17 protein-coding genes are annotated in these 18,860 nt (G+C 71.7%); 4 read left to right on the top strand and 13 right to left on the bottom strand.

What is annotated here, in order from left to right:
• From ligD to BFN33_RS54270, 3 genes are read right to left on the bottom strand one after another with little or no spacing between them, the layout of a single operon-like run.
• The gene (gene ligD / locus BFN33_RS14055) at window positions 1-933 is read right to left on the bottom strand and encodes a non-homologous end-joining DNA ligase (protein ID WP_069760357.1); all 933 of its coding nucleotides are present in this window, start codon (window positions 931-933) and stop codon (window positions 1-3) included.
• Window positions 930-2,777, bottom strand: coding sequence for a transketolase (locus tag BFN33_RS14050; RefSeq protein ID WP_069760356.1), 1,848 nt, complete (start codon window positions 2,775-2,777; stop codon window positions 930-932). The genes ligD and BFN33_RS14050 overlap by 4 nt, the downstream gene beginning before the upstream one ends.
• Window positions 2,774-5,122 carry an FAD-dependent oxidoreductase gene (locus tag BFN33_RS54270; protein WP_370743285.1) on the bottom strand — a complete coding sequence of 783 codons (2,349 nt, stop codon included), beginning with the start codon at window positions 5,120-5,122 and terminating at the stop codon, window positions 2,774-2,776. Before BFN33_RS54270 ends, BFN33_RS14050 begins: the two co-directional genes overlap by 4 nt.
• Window positions 5,123-5,274: 152 nt before the next feature.
• On the opposite strand from BFN33_RS54270, the gene BFN33_RS14040 reads away from it, so the two are divergent.
• The gene (locus BFN33_RS14040; RefSeq protein WP_069760355.1) at window positions 5,275-6,234 is read left to right on the top strand and encodes an LLM class F420-dependent oxidoreductase; all 960 of its coding nucleotides are present in this window, start codon (window positions 5,275-5,277) and stop codon (window positions 6,232-6,234) included.
• A gap of 3 nt (window positions 6,235-6,237) precedes the next feature.
• The gene (locus BFN33_RS14035) at window positions 6,238-7,329 is read left to right on the top strand and encodes an enolase C-terminal domain-like protein (protein ID WP_069760354.1); all 1,092 of its coding nucleotides are present in this window, start codon (window positions 6,238-6,240) and stop codon (window positions 7,327-7,329) included.
• Window positions 7,330-7,371: 42 nt separating this feature from the next.
• Here BFN33_RS14035 and BFN33_RS14030 read toward each other — a convergent pair whose 3' ends face one another.
• Entirely contained in the window at window positions 7,372-8,379 is a 1,008-nt protein-coding gene (locus BFN33_RS14030; protein WP_069760353.1) for an SDR family oxidoreductase, read from the bottom strand.
• 32 nt (window positions 8,380-8,411) lie between these two features.
• Window positions 8,412-8,915, bottom strand: a complete 504-nt coding sequence (locus BFN33_RS14025; protein WP_069760352.1) for a phage holin family protein — start codon at window positions 8,913-8,915, stop codon at window positions 8,412-8,414.
• A 126-nt stretch (window positions 8,916-9,041) separates the two neighbouring features.
• Here BFN33_RS14025 and BFN33_RS14020 point away from each other — a divergent pair, with 126 nt between their 5' ends.
• Entirely contained in the window at window positions 9,042-9,392 is a 351-nt protein-coding gene (locus BFN33_RS14020; RefSeq protein ID WP_069760351.1) for a VOC family protein, read from the top strand.
• 278 nt (window positions 9,393-9,670) lie between these two features.
• Here BFN33_RS14020 and BFN33_RS14015 read toward each other — a convergent pair whose 3' ends face one another.
• On the bottom strand, window positions 9,671-10,570 hold the full coding sequence (locus BFN33_RS14015) for an arginase family protein (protein ID WP_069760350.1): 900 nt from the start codon (window positions 10,568-10,570) through the stop codon (window positions 9,671-9,673).
• A 59-nt stretch (window positions 10,571-10,629) separates the two neighbouring features.
• Between BFN33_RS14015 and BFN33_RS14010 the strand changes: the two genes are divergently transcribed.
• Window positions 10,630-10,977 (top strand): DUF6204 family protein, encoded by a 348-nt coding sequence (locus tag BFN33_RS14010; RefSeq protein WP_059209561.1) that lies wholly within the window; start codon window positions 10,630-10,632, stop codon window positions 10,975-10,977.
• On the opposite strand, the gene BFN33_RS14005 is transcribed toward BFN33_RS14010, so the two are convergent.
• The 7 genes from BFN33_RS14005 to BFN33_RS13975 form a co-directional block, all read right to left on the bottom strand.
• Complete coding sequence (locus BFN33_RS14005) at window positions 10,949-11,512, bottom strand: GNAT family N-acetyltransferase (RefSeq protein WP_069760349.1); 564 nt, start codon at window positions 11,510-11,512, stop codon at window positions 10,949-10,951. The genes BFN33_RS14010 and BFN33_RS14005 overlap by 29 nt on opposite strands.
• A gap of 20 nt (window positions 11,513-11,532) precedes the next feature.
• Window positions 11,533-11,772 carry a LapA family protein gene (locus BFN33_RS14000; RefSeq protein WP_069760348.1) on the bottom strand — a complete coding sequence of 80 codons (240 nt, stop codon included), beginning with the start codon at window positions 11,770-11,772 and terminating at the stop codon, window positions 11,533-11,535.
• Between the two features lie 59 nt (window positions 11,773-11,831).
• Entirely contained in the window at window positions 11,832-13,586 is a 1,755-nt protein-coding gene (locus tag BFN33_RS13995; RefSeq protein WP_069760347.1) for a CocE/NonD family hydrolase, read from the bottom strand.
• A gap of 109 nt (window positions 13,587-13,695) precedes the next feature.
• Window positions 13,696-14,619, bottom strand: a complete 924-nt coding sequence (locus tag BFN33_RS13990) for an LD-carboxypeptidase (RefSeq protein WP_069760346.1) — start codon at window positions 14,617-14,619, stop codon at window positions 13,696-13,698.
• Window positions 14,616-16,607, bottom strand: coding sequence for an LpqB family beta-propeller domain-containing protein (locus tag BFN33_RS13985; RefSeq protein ID WP_176742383.1), 1,992 nt, complete (start codon window positions 16,605-16,607; stop codon window positions 14,616-14,618). Before BFN33_RS13985 ends, BFN33_RS13990 begins: the two co-directional genes overlap by 4 nt.
• Before the next feature lie 16 nt (window positions 16,608-16,623).
• On the bottom strand, window positions 16,624-17,928 hold the full coding sequence (locus BFN33_RS13980; protein ID WP_069760344.1) for a M20/M25/M40 family metallo-hydrolase: 1,305 nt from the start codon (window positions 17,926-17,928) through the stop codon (window positions 16,624-16,626).
• Window positions 17,921-18,754 (bottom strand): M55 family metallopeptidase, encoded by an 834-nt coding sequence (locus BFN33_RS13975; RefSeq protein WP_069760343.1) that lies wholly within the window; start codon window positions 18,752-18,754, stop codon window positions 17,921-17,923. The genes BFN33_RS13980 and BFN33_RS13975 overlap by 8 nt, the downstream gene beginning before the upstream one ends.
• Between the last annotated feature and the right edge of the window lie 106 nt (window positions 18,755-18,860).

The raw sequence follows: 18,860 nt of genomic DNA, 5'->3' as shown, positions 1-18,860 counted from the left end.
TCAAGTGGACATGAAGGCGTTCAGCCTGCGCCGGGCGGGGCCGAGGGCGCGTCCCTTGGCCATGACCCCGGCCCAGGGATTGGTGCGGGCCTGTTCGACCGCGTCGGCGATGGTCCAGCGGCGGGCGTCCAGGTCCGGGTCGTCCAGCTGGTCCCAGGCCATCGGGGTGGCCACGGGTGCCCCGGGTTTCGCACGTACGGTGAAGGGGGCGACAGCGGTCTGCGCGTAGGCGTTGCGCTGTATGTCGAGGTAGAGGCGGTCGCCGCGGTCCTTCTTGCGGGCGGCGGTGGTGAGCCGGTCCGGGTGTCCGGCGACCAACGTGTCGGCGACGTCCTTGGCGAACTGACGGACCTCGTCGAAGTCGTGCCGGCCGTTGAGCGGCACGATCACATGCAGCCCGCGCGAGCCGGTGGTCATCAGCGCCGAGGGCAGTTGCAGCTCGTCGAGCAGTTCCCCGAGCAGCCGGGCCGCCTCGTGGACCGGGGTGAAGTCGTCGTCCCCGGCCGGGTCGAGGTCGAAGACCATCCGGTCGGGGCGCTCGACGCTGCCGACCCGGGACAGCCAGCGGTGCAGGGTGAGGGAGGCCTGGTCGGCGAGGTACAGGAGGGTGGCGGTGTCGTCACAGACGGTGTGACAGACGGTGCCGCCCTCCTTCGGCACCTCGACACGGCCGATCCACTCCGGGTAGGAGTCCGGGGTGTTCTTCTGCATGAACCGGGGGCCGGTGACACCGTCCGGATGCCGCTCCAGCATCAGCGGACGGCCCCGCAGGTGCGGCAGGATGAAGGGAGCGACGGACCGGTAGTAGTCGACGAGATCGCCCTTGGTGTACTCCTTGGCGCCGTCGCCGCCGGGGAAGAGCACCTTGTCCGGCCGGTGCACCTCCACAGTGTGCTTCCCCGCCCGTACGGTCCGTACGTCGTCCCCGGTCATGGCACGATCGCCTGCTCCACCAGCAGCCGTCCGGCGGCCGCGATCGACTCGGCGTCGATGCCCGCGGCGTGCAGCTGCTCCTCTGGCGAGGCCGAGCCCGGCATCGTACGGACGGCCAGGCGCACCAGGCGCGGTACCGGCCGGCCGTCGGCGAAGGCGTCGAGGACGGCGTCGCCGAGACCGCCCTCCTCGCGGTGGTCCTCCACGGTCAGCAGACAGCCGGTGTCCTCGGCGGCCTGCCGCAGGGTCTCCCGGTCGACGGGCTTGACCGAATACAGGTCGACGACCCGGACGCGGATGCCCTCCTGGTCCAGCGCCTCGGCGGCCTTCAGGGCCTCGTGGACGGTGACGCCCGCGGCGACGATCGTCAGCCGGTCGCTCTGGGAGAAGCGCAGCACCTTGCTGCCGCCGATCGGGAACTCCTCCTCGGGGCCGTAGATCACCGGGCTCTCACCGCGGCCCGTGCGCAGATAGCGGATGCCGTCCAGGTCGGCCATCGCGGCGACCAGGTGGGCGGTCTGGTTGGCGTCGCACGGGCACAGCACGGTCGAGCCGTGGATCGCCCGCATCATCGCGAGGTCCTCCAGGCCCATCTGGCTGGGCCCGTCCTGTCCGATGGCGACGCCCGCGTGCGAGCCGACCAGGTTGATGCCGGCCCCGCTGATGGAGGCCATGCGCACGAAATCGTAGGCGCGCGTGAGGAAGGCCGCGAAGGTGCCGGCGTACGGCACCCAGCCGCGCGCGGCCAGTCCCACGGCGGCCGCGACCATCTGCTGCTCGGCGATGTAGCACTCGAAGTAGCGGTCGGCGTGTTCCTTGGCGAAGTACTCGGTACGGGTCGAGTCGCCGACCTCGCCGTCCAGGGCGACGACGTCACCGCGTCCGGTGCCGAGCGCGGTGAGGGCCTGTCCGTAGGCGTCGCGGGTGGCCACTTCCTCGCCGGTGTCCCACCGGGGCAGCTCGAGGTGCCCGGCGGGGACGGCGTGCAGCATGCGGGCGGCCGGCGGCTCCTGCACCCGGACCCGGAGGTCGCGTACGCCGCCGAGCTCCTCGATGGCGTCGTCGGCGTTCTTCAGCGGCTTCCCGTGCAGTCCCTCGCGGTCCTCGATGTCGGCGACGCCCTTGCCCTTGAGGGTGCGGGCGAGGATCGCGGTGGGCTGGCCCTTGGTGGACTCGGCCTCGCCGTACGCGCGGTCGATGGCGTCCACGTCGTGTCCGTCGATCTCGACGGTGTGCCAGCCGAAGGCCTGGAAGCGGCGGGCGTAGGCGTCGAGGTCGTGGCCGTGCCGGGTGGGGCCGCGCTGGCCGAGCCGGTTGACGTCGACGATCGCGGTGAGGTTGTCGAGGTGCTCGTGCCCGGCGTGTTCGGCGGCCTCCCACACCGAACCCTCGGCCATCTCACTGTCGCCGCACAGCACCCACACGCGGTAGCCGGTGCGGTCCAGCCGCTTCCCGGACAGCGCGATGCCGACGCCCACGGGGAGCCCCTGGCCGAGGGAACCGGTGGCCGTCTCCACCCACTTGAGCTTGCGCGGGGTGGGGTGTCCTTCGAGCCGGCTGCCGAGCTTGCGGAAGGTCAGCAGCTCCTCGTCGTCGATCGCACCGGCCGCCTTGTAGGCGGAGTACAGCAGCGGCGAGGCGTGTCCCTTGGACAGCACGAAGCGGTCGTTGCCGGGGTGGTCGGGGCGGTCGAAGTCGTAGCGGAAGTGGTTCGCGAGGAGTACGGCCATCAGGTCCGCGGCGGACATCGAGGAGGTCGGGTGCCCGGAGCCGGCGGCACCTGCGGAGCGCACGCTGTCCACGCGCAGCTGCTGGCCGAGTTCGACGAGTTCACCGGTGTTCATGAGTCTCCTTCTGCGGGGTCCGCGTCGGTACGCTTGACGGGGCCGGGCGCTTGACTCGGCTCACCGCCCGGTTGGTTCTTGGCGGGTTCGGGGCCGGGTCGACTCTCCGCGGGCCCAGTAACCGGCTGCTTCTTCGCCGGTTCACCGCCAGGCTGGTTCTTCGCCGACTCGGAAGCCTGCTGGTTCTTGGCAGGCTCGGAGCCGTGTCGACTCTCGGCGGGTTCGGAAGCCGGCTGCTTCTTCGCCGGTTCACCGCCAGGCTGGTTCTTCGCCGACTCGGAAGCCTGCTGGTTCTTGGCAGGCTCGGAGCCGGGTGGACTCTCGGCGGGCCCGGGAACCGGCTGCTTCTTCGCCGGTTCACCGCCAGGCTGGTTCTTCGCCGACTCGGAAGCCTGCTGGTTCTTGGCAGGCTCGGAGCCGGGTGGACTCTCGGCGGGCCCGGGAGCCGGCTGCTTCTTCGCCGGTTCACCGCCAGGCTGGTTCTTCGCCGGCTCGGGCGCCTGCAGCTCAGCGGCCAGCCGCTCGGGCGACCTCCGCCCAGGCGACTCCTGCCCTGACGTGTTCCGCCCGAGCAACTCCTGGCCGGCGGCCCGTCGCTCAGGTGACTCCTGCCCAGAAGCGTTCCGCCCAAGCGACTCCTGGCCGACCGCCCGCCGCCCAGGCGACTCCTCCTCGGCCGCCTCCCGCGCCTTCGCCTCCGCGATGACCGCCTCGCCCGCGCTCGCCATCACAGCCGGCTCCCGCGCGATGGCCTGTTCAGCGACCGTCTCGGCGTCCCCGGCCGCAGGCTTCCCCGACTCTCCCAGCTCGACCTGCTCGACCGCGGGCTCCCCCAACTCGGCCTGCCCGACTGCAGCCTCCCCCGACTCGCCCTGCCCGCCCGCGGGTTTCCCCGGCTCTCCCTTTCCGGCCTGCCCGACCTGCCCAAGCGCAGACTCCCGCGACTCGCCCCGCTGCCCTGCTCGCCACCCCGGCCTCGTCTCCTGCTCCGTCGCGGCGCCGGGGCCGGAGCGTGCGTCGGCCTGCTGGCGGGACTGGGGTCGCCCCGGGACCCGTGCCAGCTCCGGCGAGGCCGTGTCCAGCGGTACCGACCAGGACCGTACGAGGCCCAACTGGACCGCCTGGCGCGGGAGTACCGCGTCCAGCAGCCAGTCCGCGGCGACCCGGACGCGGTTGCCCGGCATCGCGGCGAGATGGTAGCCGCGGGTGACCGCACCGGCCGCGAGGCCGGACAGCGGAACGCCCAGCGGATTGGCGGCGGCCTTCACTCCGCCGAGGTCCACGACGAAGCCGAGGTCCCGGTGCTCGTAGGGGCGACGCACACCGGCCCCCAGGGAGGCGGCGACATTGAGGGCCGCCGTACGTCCCTGCCGCCAGGCGTGCTGCGCCGTCATCGGCGTGAACTGCCCCGGATTCTCCAGATCGGGCACCGCGGCCGCGTCACCGCACGCGAACACCTCGGGCCGCCCCGGCACTTGCAGGTTCGGATCGACGAGCAGCCGGCCGCGCTCCATGGGCAGTCCGAGCGACTCTGCGAGGGGATCGGGCCGTACGCCCACGCACCACACCAGCGACCGTGTCGCGACGAACTCACCGTCGGTCAGCAGCACCCCCTCCGACGTGGCCTCCTTCACGGAGGTGCCCATCCGCACCTCCACACCCCGTTCCCTGAGCGTGCGGTCGGCGGTGCGGGACAGATGCTCGTCGAGCTCGGGCAGGACCCGTTCCGCGACGTCCAGGAGGATCCAGCGCGGCCGCATGCCCTTGCGCAGCGGATGCCTGCGCACCTGCGCGTCGGTGAACAGCTGTCCCTGCGCGGCGACCTCGGTGCCGGTGTAGCCCGCGCCGACCACGACGAAGGTGCACCGGGCGGCGCAGGTCTCGGGATCGTCGGCGGCCGCGGCGAGTTCCACCTGCCGGGTCACGTGGTCACGCAGATACAGCGCCTCGGGCAGACCTCGGAAGCCGTGCGCGTGCTCGGCGACCCCGGGGATGGGCAGCAGCTTGTTGACGCTTCCGGCGGCCAGCACCAGCCGGTCGTAGCCGAGCGTGCCGCCCGCGCCCTCGGGGTCGGTGTAGTGGACGGTGCGTGCGTCCAGGTCGATGCGGTCGGCCTCGCCGAGCACCAGCCGCACCTGGGGCAGGGTGTCGGAGAGGGAGACGGTCACCCGCCGGGGTTCCAGGATCCCGGCGGCGACCTGGGGCAGCAGGGGCAGATACAGGAAGTAGTCGGTCGGGTTGAGCAGGGTGATGTCGGCCTTGCCGCGGGCTTTTCGGGACAGTTCCTTGGCCGTCCGGTACCCGGCGAAGCCGGCACCGACGATCACGATGCGGGGTCGACTCACGGTTCGCCTCCGGGGCTGTCGCGTACCTCGGGAGCCTTCCGCGTCCCCCTGGCCGGAGCGCCCAAACGCCGGTTTCCGTACGGGCCGCCGGGTACTCGGACGAAGCCCGCTGTACGAAGCCCCCTATACACGGAGCCGACGGAGGTACCCCCATGCCCGAATACGGCTATTTCCTGTCGTGCGAGGAGTTCGGTCCTGCGGAACTGGTCGAACAGGCTCGGATGGCGGAACAGGCGGGCTTCCGCTCGCTGTGGATCTCCGACCACTACCACCCGTGGAACGACGCGCAGGGCCAGAGCCCCTTCGTGTGGTCGGTGATCGGCGCGCTCTCGGAGGCGGTGTCCCTTCCGATCGAGACGGCCGTGACCTGCCCGACCGTGCGGATCCACCCGGCGGTCGTGGCGCAGGCCGCGGCGACCTCGGCCGTGATGACGAACGGCCGCTTCCGCCTGGGCGTCGGCTCCGGGGAGGCCCTCAACGAGCACATCCTCGGCCATGTCTGGCCGCCCGCGCACATCCGGCTCGAGATGCTGGAGGAGTCGATCCAGGTGATGCGGCGCCTCTTCACGGGCGAGGAGGTCAACCACCACGGCACGCACTACACCGTCGAGAACGCCCGCCTCTACACGGTCCCCGAGGAGCCCGTCCCCATCGACATCTCCGGCTTCGGCCCGGCGGCCACGGCACTCGCGTCCCGGGTCGGCGACGGCTACATCACGATGATGCCCGAGGAGTCGATGGTGGAGCAGTTCCGCAAGGGCGGCGGGGCAGGGAAGCCGGTCATCGGCGGTACGAAGGTCTGCTACGGCGTCGACCGGGACGAGTGCGTCCGAACGGTCCGCAAGCTCTGGTTCAACGAGTTCCTGCCCGGCGAGATGGCCCAGATCCTGCCCTCCCCGAGCCACTTCGAACAGCTGGAGCCGCTGGTCACCGAGGAGATGGTGCGCGAGAAGTCGGTGTGCGGAGACGACGTGGACGAGCACATCGGCGCGCTGAGCGCGTTCGCCGACGCGGGCTTCGACCGTGTCTACGTCAACCAGATCGGACCGGACCAGCGCGGCTTCTTCGACTTCTACCGTACGAAGGTGCTGCCCCAGCTCCAGCAGGGGTGAACGATGAAACTCCTCAGGCCGGTCGTCTCGGTGTACACGGTGCCGACCGACGCCCCCGAGGCCGACGGCACGCTGTCCTGGGACACCACGACCATGGTGATCGTCGAGGTGACGACGGGTGACGAGACCGGTACGGGCTGGACCTACGGCCCGGCCGCGGTCGGCGACTTCCTCACCGAGCACCTCGCCCCGCTGGTCGAGGGCCGCAGCGCGCTGGACATCCCGGCGCTGCACGAGGCGATGTGCCGTTCGGTCCGCAACGCGGGCCGCTCCGGCATCGCGGGCTGCGCGATCTCGGCCCTCGACATCGCCCTGTGGGACCTGAAGGCCCGCCTTCTGGAGCTCCCGCTGGCGCACCTGCTGGGCGTCGCCCGTGAACGCGTTCCCGTCTACGGCAGCGGCGGCTTCACGACGTACCACGACACGCATCTGGCCGCGCAGCTCAACGGCTGGGTGCACGGTCAGGGCATTCCCCGCGTGAAGGTGAAGATCGGCGAGAGCTGGGGGCGCGCGGTCCCCCGCGATCTGTCCCGGGTCCGGACGGCCCGCGAAGTCATCGGCTCGGCCGCGGAGTTGTACGTCGACGCGAACGGCGCGTACACCCGCAAGCAGGCCATCCGGGTGGGCAACGCTCTGGTGGAGCACGGCGTCGGCTGGTTCGAGGAGCCGGTGTCCTCGGACGACCTGACGGGTCTGCGCCTGGTCCGCGACGCGCTGGTCTGCGATGTCACGGCCGGTGAGTACGGCTACGACCTCCCGTACTTCGCCCGCATGATCGGGGCGGGCGCGGTGGACTGTCTCCAGGTGGACGTGACCCGCTGCGGCGGCATCACGGAGTTCCTCCGCGCGGCGGCCCTGGCCCAGTCCCACGGCCTGGAGATCTCCACGCACTGCGCCCCGCACGCGCATGCCGCGGCTGCCGCCTCGATCCCCAACATTCGGCACATGGAGTGGTTCCACGACCACGTCCGCATCGAGGACATGTTCTTCGACGGGGCACTGGACCCGACGGGCGGCACGGTCCGCCCGGTGGCCGGAGTGGGGCATGGCCTGACACTGCGCACGGAGGAGGTGGAGGAGTACCGGGTGGCCTGATCCCCGCTGTTCCCCTACCCCACGGCCGGCCGGCGTCGGGGCTCAGCCCCGGCGCCGCAGCCCGGCGGTCACCGCGGCGCCCAGCCCACCTGCCGCGGCGGCCACGAGCATGCGTCCCCGGTTCCGTGACAGCCAGTCCTGCGGGCTCCTGGCCACGGCCTCCTCGTCGAACCGCCCGTGCGCCCCGAAGTCCCGCCCGTGCGGGCCGTCCGCGGGCACCCACAGGTTCCCGGGACCGCCGTGCTCCCCCTCCTCCTGCTGTGCCTCGAAGTTGGTGCGGGCGAGGTAACGGTCCAAGAACCCCGGCGCGACCGCGTTGGCGATGAGCGTGGCCACCGTGGACCCGCCGACCCAGTACTCCCGCCGCCGCGCGTGGGAGGCCGCGTGCACGATCGCGCGAGCGGCGACCTCTGGCTGGTACACCGGCGCCACGGGGCGCGCCCGCCCCGGCATCCGATTCAACACCCAGTCGAACTGGGGGGTGTTGACGCCCGGCAGCTGCACCATCGTGGTACGGACACCGCTGCCCGTGTGGAGCAGCTCGCACCGCAGGGACTCGTTGAAGCCCTGGATGGCGTGCTTGGCCCCGCAGTACGCCGACTGCAGCGGAATGCCCCGGTAGGCCAGCGCGGATCCCACCTGCACGACCGTTCCGCGGTCCCTCGGCAGCATGTGGCGGAGGGCGGCCCGGGTGCCGAACACATAGCCCAGGTAGGTCACTTCGGTCACCCGCCGGAACTCGTCCGGTGTGATGTCCGTGAACCGCGCGAAGACTCCGGTGAAAGCGTTGTTGACCCAGACGTCGATGTGCCCGAAGGCGTCCACGACCTTCTGGGCCGCGTCGTCGACCGCCTTGGAGTCGGCCATGTCGACGCTCACGACGAGCGCCTCACCGCCCGCCTGCTGCACCTCGTCGGCGGCGGCCGCGAGGCCCTCGCGGCCCCGGGCCAGCAGGGCGACCCGGGCCCCGCGTTCGGCGAAAGCCCGGGCCGTGGCCCGTCCCACACCGCCGCTGGCCCCGGTCACCACGACGACCTTGCCGTGCTTCACGCCCGTTCCTTCCCTGCGTCGGGCCCCACGTGTCACGCCCGGTGGTGCGGCTGGTCGGGGTCGACGTCGTCCTGCCGAGGTGCCGCGCCGGGTTCCGGTGTGCCGACCGCCCCGGGGGCGACCGGCGGCATGGGCGGATACGGCGTCCCGAGCCCGCTCGGCGGCGCGGCCACCGGTGCCGTCCCGCCGGCGGCCATGTCGTGCCCGGCCACCGTCTCCGCCTGTCCGGCGGTGGGCCGGGACGCGGCGGGCCTGGCGGCACCGCGCAGCACATAGGCCACGGCCCCCAGGATCGCGGCGGTGATCAACGCGGCGGCCCAGTCGGGCAGTCCGAGGGCGAGGGCGAGGCCCACGGCCAGTGCCAGGGCGGCTCCCGCGTACAGCGCGACGGCACCGGACGCGGCGTACAGCATGGCCGTACGGCGCTGCTTGCGCGTCTGCTCGCGCAGCTCGTCCCGTACGGTCTCGCGCGCCACCTGCGCCAGCTCGTCGACCAGATGCTTGTCCAGATGCTCCAGGTGATCCAAGCGCTCCATGGCCGCCGGGTACCCGCACAGGCGTGCGCATAACGCCGGGGTCATCTGTGCGGTGCGGGCGGTCGGGTCGGGAGGATCGCGTGAAACGATCTCCGCCGCCCGGCCGCCCCAATTAGGCTCGTCCGCATGGACATTCTGGGAACCACGCTGCGTGTCTGTGTCGACGACCTGGAGGCCGCGGTCGTCTTCTACGAACGGCTGGCGGGCGCCAAGGCTCTCCGCTTCGAGCGCGGCGGCGTCCAGGTGGCCGCGGTGGGCTGCTTCCTGCTGATGAGCGGCCCCGAGGCCGAGCTGGAGGTACTGCGCAAGGTCGCGGCGACCATCGCGGTGAAGGACGTCGACGAGGCCAACCAACTGCTCAGCGAGCTGGGCGCCCGCGTCATCGCCGGCCCCGTGCCGACACCGGTGGGCCGCAATCTGATCGCGATGCATCCGGACGGCGTGGTGTACGAGTACGTGGACCGCAACGCCGGCTAGCGGTCCCGGGCCGCATCCGGAGGTCGTGGAACGTCGGCAGCGGTTCGTCGCTGGTCGCCTCGGCGCCCTCCCGCAGATCGGCGACCTCGAAGACGGCCCGCGCCACCTCGGGCCGCCCCTCGGGGAACAGCAGTCCTCCCTCGACCAGCCGGAACCGGCGCGCGCCCGGATCCCTCCGGCTGCCACAGGCGGAGCATCTCGCCGTCGCCAGGGACCGGCGCGCGGGCGGCGGGCCAGGATGCGTGTCGCCGCCCCAGGGTTGAGTGCGCCGGGGACAGTCAGGATTGCGCGAAGGCGTCCACGACGATGTCGGTGAGCAGCGCGCCGGCCGTGAACTCGGGGTCCAGATCGGGGTCGTAGATGGTGATGTTGAGGCCGGCGCAGGAGGGGGAGGCGAGCAACAGCCGTAGCAGGGAAGTGAGTTCGCCGGGCATGAGTCCCTCCGGGTCGGGGCTGTCGACGGCGGGCATGACGGACGGGTCGAGGACGTCGGCGTCCAGGTGTACCCAGAAGCCGTCGATCTCGGGGATCTCGAAGGCCTGGGCGGTGGCCCGGGCGAGGGCGTCCGCGCCCCACTCCCGGAGGTCACCGACGGTCACGACCGGGATCTTCAGGGCGGCGAGTTCGGCCCGGTCCTCCTCGAACTCGTCCCGGATCCCGAAGAACCGCACGTCCTCGTCCCGCAGATAGGGCCGCAGGCCTTCCAGGTCCGTCAGGTCCTCCTGGCCGCGCCCGGTGCCCAGCGCGACTTCCTCGCCGCCCGCCGCGCCGATCCGGTCGGAGTTGCCGGTGTGCCGGAAGTCCGGCGAGGCGTCGATCGCGGCCAGCCCATAGCGCCCGACGCGGCGCAGGGCGAGCGAGGCGCCGAGCTGGATGGAGCAGTCGCCGCCGAGGACGACGGGGAGATCCCCGGCGCGTACATGGCTTTCGATGCGGTCGGCGAGCCTGACGGTGTACGAGGCGATCGCAGCGGCGTTGAAGACGCCGTCACCCTCCCGCCAGTCCCCTCGGTCGTAGCGCGGCGGCACCACCACCCCGCCTTCCAGGGCGTGCAACCGCTGTACGATCCGCTGCTCTCGGAGAGCGCCGGCGAGCTTGTAGCAGCCGGGCACGGTGCCGGGTGCGGGCGGACGCAGGCCGAGGTTGGAGGGGGCGTCCAGCACGACGATATTCCGCATGCGGATCATCCTCGCCGACGTACAGTCGGCCGTCCATGAGGATTGACGAGGGAGCGACAGTGAGTGAGCAGCACACCTACCGGGTGATCGTGCGCGGAACCTGGGACGGGCTCACCGACGAGGCCCGCGCCCGGCTGCTCGCCGAGGCTGCGGACCACGGCATGGCGAGCATGCGGTTCACCGAGGAGGGCTCGCTGTCGTACGAGCCGGCGCCGCTGAAGCACTTCTCGATGCGGTACGTGGTGGTCTCGGACGCGGCGGACGGTGAGGAGATGGCGGGGGCGATCGCGGAGGACCGCGCCGAGGGCACACTGCGGGATCTCGGTTACGGCTTCCGGGACCTGAAGTCGACGGTCACGGACCTCGACACGATGAAGATCAACCGGAAGCCCGCATCTCGGCGGTGATGGCCCAGCGCTCGTGGTCCCGCCAGTCCCCGTCGATGTAGATCATCTTCGGTGAGAACCCTTCGAGCCGGAAGCCGCAGCTGCGGGCCAGGGCGAGGGAGCCGGTGTTCCGGGGCTGCGCGTTGATCTCGAGGCGGTGCAGCCGCATCGGACCGAAGGCGTGGTCGACCACGAGGTTCAGCCCCTCGCGCATCAGCCCGCGCCCGGCGGCGTGCGCGAAGGCGCCGTAGCCCAGGGCCCCGCACTGGAAGCCGCCCTCGACGATGTTGTTGATGTTGATGTACCCGGCGATGGCCCCGTCGCCCAGCTCGCCGTCCTTCTCGCAGACCAGGAACCCCGCTTTGGTCCGGTCCTCGATCAGCCGGCCGGCGTAGGCGAGATAGGCGCTCTCGCTGTCGGGCGGGAACAGCCACGGCTGGTGGAGCTGCTTGCTCTCCCGGGCCCGGGCGGTGAACTCGGCGCCGTCCTCGTAGGTGAAGTGGCGTATGCCCACGCGGGGGCCTTCTGCGAGATAGCGGGAAGCGGTGTGCGGCATCCCGCCAGCCTACGGCGATCTCAACTGCGGCGTTTGACGAAATACGCCCCACACAGGGCGCCAATGAGGCCGGTGGCGAGCAGGGCCGTCCACAGGGGCATCGTCACCTCGGGGACCAGCAGCCGGATCCTCGTCGCCCTGGTGTTCTCGAAGATGAAGCTCAGGGCGAGGACGGCCAGCAGCAGGACGACCACCCTGGCGGGCGTCATCGCCCCGCTCCTGCCCTTGGTGGTGCCGCCTGCGGAGGTCTTCGGGCTCATGCGACCAGGGTGAGCCCGAAGTCCTGGTCACGCACGGTGAGAGCTGCCCTCCGGGTGACTCACCGTCCCGCGACCGGCAGCTCCAGGACCCCGGCCCGCCCGGGCGCGCTCACCACGGTCACCGGCTTGATCCCCCGGTTCCCGAAGTACGCGTCGTCGCTCGCCGCGATCACGAACTGGAGCCGGTGCCCCTTCTCGTAGCGGTGGACGACTCCGGGCAGGGTCACCGTGAACGGCTTCGTCACGTCGGGCACCCGGACCGGGGCGACCAGCCGGTGGGCGAGCGTCTTCGTACCGTCCGGAGCGAGGTCGTAGATCTTGGCGAACAGCACCAGCTTGTCGGCGGCGTCGCCCGAGTGCTGCGTCCGCTCGGCGGTCGGGGAACTCACCTCGAGGGTGACCTTCGGGGCGCCGACGACGTCGAGGGTCCGGGGCAGCGGCGCACTGGTCCAGTCGGCGTAGGTGCCCGCGGTGTCGTACGGCGCCGGGTCCGGGAGGCCGAGGGCGCCGTACAGCGAACTCTCCGAATGGCTCGTGGGGACAAGACGGTTGCTGTACGACCGACTGCCCCGGGCCACCTTCCTGCTGTTGTCGACGAGCTTGCCGTCCCCGGAGAGGTAGAGCCTCTGGCTGGGCGCGGGCAGGTGGTCGGCGGTGGCGTAGGTGCCGTTCGGGTCGGTGATCCAGTCGCGGTAGTAGGCGAAGGCCGGGCCCGTGTCGACGTTCCGCCGCCCGTGCAGATACCGGTCGAACCAGGCGAGGACCCGCCTGCCGACATAGCTGGTCTCCAAGTTGCCCTGCACGAGGTTGAGTTCACCGGCCGCCGGATCGGTGATCCCGCCGCTGTGCCCCCCGGACTGCCAGATCATCCTGGCGGTCGTGCCCTGCGCCTTGAGCTTCTTGTACGTCGCCGTCGCCTCGTTGAGATTGAAGAGACTGTCGGCCTGCCCCTGGACGAGCAGGGTGGGGGCCTTGACGCGGCTCAGGTACGACACCGGCGAGACACTGTGCGAGTAGTCGAGCAACTCGGCCGTGCGGGCCGCCGGAAAGCTCCCGGAGTTGAGCGAACGGATGGTCTCGCAGGCCTCGGTCACGAAGTGCAGACAGCCGAGGGAGTTGATCCGGGACGGGTCGAGGTTCACCTCGGTCAGCGGCTGGCTCTCGCCGACGAGGTAGAAGCCGTTGGCCCACTGCCACTTGAAGGCACCGGGGACGCTCCCGCCGCGCGTCGCGTTGTTGGGGGCCAGCGCGTACGCCAGGTCGTTCCAGGTGATCATCGGCACGAGCGCGTCCACCCGGTGGTCCACGGCGGCGGTCGCCAGCTGGATCGCGCCTCCGTAGGAGCCGCCGATCATGCCGACCCGCGGGTCGCCCGGGCCGTCGAGGGTGACGAAGTCGGCCATGGTCCCGTCGTCGGCCGCACGCTTCCCGCCCAGGAAGTCGATCAGCGCCGAGGCGGCCGTCCCGTCGATGCCGGGATCGTCGAGGGAGATCAGACAGCCGGACTTGCCGAAGCCGAGCCCCGACCAGGCGAGCGAGACATACCCGCGCTGGGCGAAGGCCCTTGCGGTGGCGTCCGTGGAACCGTCGGACTTGCTGCCGCCGAAGCCGTTGGTGGTGAGCACGGCGGGCGCCCGCCCCGCGCCCGAAGGGCGGTACAGGTCGGCGTCGATCGTGCAGGTGCGACTGCCGGCGTGGACCGTGAACTTCAGTGCGCTGACGGTGTATTGGCCGGTCGCATGGGCGGGGGCGGTGAGCGTGGCGCCGAGCAGGAGAGCGAGCGGGACGGAATGTCCGAGCACACGACGGGACACGGAGATACCTCCACACTGAGGGCACAACCCGAAACTTACCGACCGGTAGTCATGGTGTGACACGTGTCAGAGGAGGTCAATCGCCCGACCGGGTGTTTCTGACGGAGAATCAGCGAAGGGCGGGTTCCTCCAGCGTGAGCGTGCCCGCGTCGGCGTCGAGCTCGGCGGCCACTCCGAACGGGATCGTCAACGCCCCTTCGCCGTGACCGAATCCGAACTCCTCGACGACGGGCACACCGAGTCCCCCGAGCCGGTCGAGGAGCAGCGCGCGCACCCTCTCGTACGGTCCGCACCGCTCCCACGACCCGAGGAGCACCCCGCGCACCCCGTCGAGCCAGTCGGCGCGCAGGAGCTGGGTCAGGTAGCGGTCGAGGCGGTACGTCTCCTCACCGACGTCCTCCAGGCACAGCAGGCCCCCGCGCGCGCCGGGCCGGGCGTGAGCGGAGCCCAGTTCGGAGGCGAGCAGGCACAGACAGCCGCCCAGGGTGACACCGCGGGCCCGGCCGGGGACGAGGGCCCTGCCGCCGGAGGCGATCGTGCGGACCGTCTCCGGCGCGAACAACGTGGACTTCAGGTGCTCCTGGGCCCGTGCGTTCTTGATGAAGTCGATGCCGCCGGCCATCGGACCGTGCAGCGTGACCAGGCCGAGCCGGGCGGCGAACGCCTCGTGCAGCGTGGTCACGTCACTGAACCCGACCAGCACCTTCGGACCGGCCGCGCGCATGGCGCTCCAGTCGAGCAGGTCGACCATGCGCATCGCGCCGTATCCGCCGCGGGCGCACAGCACGGCGTCCACGGACGGGTCGCACCAGGCGTTCTGGAGATCCGCCGCCCGGTCGGCGTCCGTGCCCGCGAGGTAGCCGAACTCATCGTGCCGGCCGAGGACATGGGACCCCACCACGGGGTCGAGATCCCAGCCGCGCAGGATGTCCAGGCCCGCCTGGAGCCGTTCGTCCGGCACCGGCCCGCTGGTCGCGACGATGGCCACGCGCGCGGCCGGGGCGAGTCTGGACGGTCTGACGAGTTCCTTCACTTGATGAGCTCCAATGTCGGAACGCCGGGCGGGTTCAGCCCGAACACCTGGGCGTACAGGGAGAGTTCGGCCTCCAGCGCGCGGACCATCGTCTCGGCCCGACGGAAACCGTGTCCCTCCCCCTCGAAGGCGAGGTACGCGTGCGGCACCTGCCGGCCGGCGATCCGGGACAGGAACCGCTCGCACTGCGCGGGTGGGCAGATGACGTCGTCCAGGCCCTGGAGCAGCAGGAAGGGCACGGTGACCCGGTCGGCGTGCTCGACGGGCGAGCGTTCCGCGTACCGTCCGGGGACCTCGGCGAGCGGTCCGACCAGGCTCTCCAGGTACTGGGACTCGAAGTCGTGGGTCTCCCCGGTGCCCCAGCCGGCCAGGTCGAGGATCGGGTAGACGATCGTGCCGCAGGCGTAGACGTCGGTCGCGGTGAGCGAGGCGGCCGCGGTCCAGCCGCCCGCGCTGCCGCCTCGCACGGCGAGCCGGTCGCGGTCGGCGGTGCCCTCGTCGGCGAGGGCGAGCGCGACGGCGGCGCAGTCCTCGACGTCGACCACGCCCCACTGTTCGCGCAGCCGGTTGCGGTACTCCCGCCCGTACCCGGTCGAGCCGCCGTAGTTGACCTCGGCGACGCCGATGCCGCGCGAGGTGAAGTAGGCGATCGAGAGGTCGAGCACGAGGGGCGCGTGTCCGGTGGGCCCGCCGTGCGCCCAGACGACGTACGGCGGCAGCTCACCGCCGGGCGCCCGGTGTCCGGGGTGGTGGGGCGGATAGACGTGGGCGTGGATGTCGCGGCCGTCCGGTCCGGTGAAGGTGCGGATCAGGGGCTCGGGGTAGTACGCGGGGTCGACGGGGTCGTCGTGCGGGGCGCCGATGACCCGGGCCCGGCCCGTGCGGGTGTCCAACTCCACGACCTCGTAGGCGGTGCGGGGGCTGGCGCCGACGGCGACGACCCTCCCCCACCCTTCGGGCGGGGGGACCCCCATCTCGCTTCGCTCGCCCTGCACCGCGAGGGTGGGCGCGAACTCGGTCCAGGGCCCTGCCGCGTCGACGAGTTCGCCGGTCTCGGGGTCCAGGATCCCGAGGGCGGTGGAGCCGCTGCCGTGCACGACGGCGATCAGTCCGCTGTCCAGGGGCGCGAACCAGCGGTGGCCGAGCTTCCACAGGGCGCCGCCGAACTCCTCCTCGCGAGGGCAGAGTGGTTCGCCGTCGCGGTAGAGGTTCCACCAGCCGGTGCGGTCGCTCGCGTACAGGAGACGGCCGTCGGGCGACCAGTCGGCCTGGGCGATCGACTCCTGCGGACCGCCGGCCACGGTGCGGGGCTCGACGAACGTGCCGTGCGCGCCGATGTCCGCGACGACCAGTTCCGTGCCGTCCCAGGGCATGCGCGGGTGGTCCCAGGCCAGCCAGGCCGCGCGCGAGCCGTCGGGAGAGACGCGGGGGCCGGTGACGAACCGGTGGCGGTCGTCGGTGAGTTCACGCACCGCGTCCCGGTCCCGCACGGCCGAGCCGTCGAGCGGTACGGCGGCGAGGACCCGACGGACGTCGGTGGGTCCGTCGCCGGTGAACTCCTCGAGGACGCACCACACTTCACCCAGGTCGAGTCTCAACTGCGGTTCCGCCCAGCGCAGTCCGCCGCCCACCGGGGACAGGGGTGTCAGGGGCCGCGGCTCGCTCCCGGGCTCGTACCGGTACAGCCGCTGGTCGGCGAAGTGCACGAACACGACGAGCGGTTCGCCGGCCACCACCGCGCCGGCCCAGGGGTGACCGCCGTACTCGATGACCCGGCTGCGCACGTTCCACGGCGCGGGCAGCACCGACTCCTCCTGCCCGTCGGCGCGTCGGCGCACGAGGGTGCGGCGGCCGCCCTCGGTGGGCCGGGGTTCGGTCCACCACACCTCGTCCCCGACGAAGCCCAGCCATTCGGGGTGCCCGTCGTGCGCGGCCGCGAGCGCCGCGTCGATGGGCGAGGGCCAGGAACCGTATGCCGACGTCTGCACGTTCTCCCCCACTCGCTCAGGCCGTTCGCAGGAAGCGGTCGAGTACCCGCACGCCGAAGTGCAGTGCCTCGACGGGAACGCGCTCGTCGACCCCGTGGAACAGGGCCTGGTAGTCGAACCCCTCCGGGAGCTTCAGGGGCGCGAACCCGTACCCGGTGATGCCGAGGCGGGAGAACTGCTTGGCGTCCGTGCCGCCGGACATGCAGTACGGCACCACGTGCCCCTCGGGCGCGAACTCCTCGACGGCGGCGCGCATGTTGGCGTACGTCGGTGAGTCGACCGGTGCCTGGAGGGCGACCTCGCGGTGGCTGAACTCCCAGTCCACGTCGGGCCCGGTGAGCAGGTCGAGGGTCGTCCGGAACTCGTCCTCGCCGCCGGGCAGATAGCGGCCGTCGACGTAGGCCACGGCCTCGCCCGGGATCACGTTGAGCTTGTAACCGGCGGCCAGCATGGTCGGGTTGGCGCTGTTGCGGACGGTCGCCTCGACCAGCTTGGCGGCGGGGCCCAGCTTCTCCAGCAGCCGGTCCACGTCGGTGAGGTCCGGCTCGATGCCGTAGAGCGCGGCGAGTTCGGCGAAGGCCGCGCGGACGGTGGGGGTGAGCCGCAGCGGCCACTCGTGCTCGCCGATGCGGGTGACGGCGGCGGCGAGCCGGGTGACCGCGTTCTCCTTGTTGACCTTGGAGCCGTGTCCGGCCCGGCCGCGCGCGGTGAGCTTCAGCCAGCCCGTGCCGCGCTCCCCCGCGGCGATGGGGTAGATCTGCCGGCCTGCGCCGTCGTGGAAGGTGAAAGCCCCCGACTCGCTGATCCCCTCCGTGCACCCCTCGAAGAGCTCCGGGTGCTCGTCGGCGAGGAACCCGGAGCCGTCCACGGCACTGGCCTCCTCGTCGGCGGTGAACGCGATCACGAGGTCCCGCCGGGGCCGTACGCCCTGCCGGGCCCAGCCCCGCACCACGGCCAGGATCATCGCGTCCATGTTCTTCATGTCGACCGCGCCGCGCCCCCAGACGACTCCGTCGCGGATCTCCCCCGAGAAGGGGTGAACGCTCCAGTCGGCGGCCTCGGCGGGCACGACGTCCAGATGACCGTGGACGAGCAGCGCGTCCGCCGACGGGTCGGTGCCCTCGATGCGGGCGACGACGTTCGTACGGCCCTTGGTGCGCTCCAGCATCATGGGCTGAAGGCCCGCCCCGGCCAACTGCTCGGCCGCGTACTCGGCGGCGGGGCGCTCCTGGCAGTCGCCGCCGCCCCGATTGGTGGTGTCGATGCGGATGAGGTCGGAGGTGAACTCGACGACCTCGTCCAGTGCCTGCTGGTCAGCCATACTGCTCCTCCACGGCGGCCGAGACGATGGTGGTGACCGCCTTGAAGGTACGGATTCCCGCGTACATGGTCTCGCTGGTGTACGCCACCTTCCGCTCCCCGATCCGGTCGACGCCCGGCACGACGGTGGCGGCCATCGCGAGGTGCTCGGCGTCGAACTCGACCGCGATCGTGAACGGACCTGTCCGCACGGGTTCCTGACGGGTCGCCAGCCGGGTCGCCTCCTTGGCGGCGGCCCGGATGTCGGCGGCCGTGCGGGTGGGCGTACGGCACACGGCCGCATACCGCGAGACGTGGTCCTTGACCGCGACCTTCAGCGCCTCCGGCGCGTAGCCGAGGGCGTCCTCGCAGGCCACGTCGTCCCCGGTGACGAGGACGACGGGGACGCCGTACTCGGCGACCACATGCGCGTTGAGATGTCCCTCGCTCGCGGGCACGTCGTTCAGCCACACCCCGGTGATGGAGTTGGCGAGGTAGGTGTGGGCGAGAACGCCCTCCTGGCCCGCGCCCGCGTGGTAGCCGAGGAACGCGATGCCGTCGACGTCACCGTGCTGGACGCCCTCGACCATGGACAGCGACTTGTGCCGGCCCGTGAGCATCTGCGCGCGCTCGTCGAGCCGCTCCAGGAGCAGGTTGCGCATGGTCCAGTGGGCCTCGTTGACGAGTACCTCGTCGGCGCCCCCGTCGAAGAAGCCCAGCACTGCGGCGTTCACGTCCGAGGTGAACATCGCCCGGCACCGCTCCCACTGCGGTGTGCCCGGCAGCACGTCGGCCGGCCAGGTCACTCCGGTCGCGCCCTCCATGTCGGCGCTGATCAGGATCTTCATGGTGCGCCACGTTACGCGTCGCGGAGGTTTGCGTCGCCCGCAGGTGGTGAGGCGAGCCCTTATGTCGCCCGCCCCTGCCGTACCGGCACCTTCTGGAAGACGCGTA

Origin of the sequence: Streptomyces sp. LUP47B (assembly GCF_001746295.1) — a bacterium.
Taxonomy (GTDB): domain Bacteria; phylum Actinomycetota; class Actinomycetes; order Streptomycetales; family Streptomycetaceae; genus Streptomyces.
Note: the sequence above shows the minus strand (reverse complement) of the source record. Positions and strands in the feature narration are given on the sequence as shown.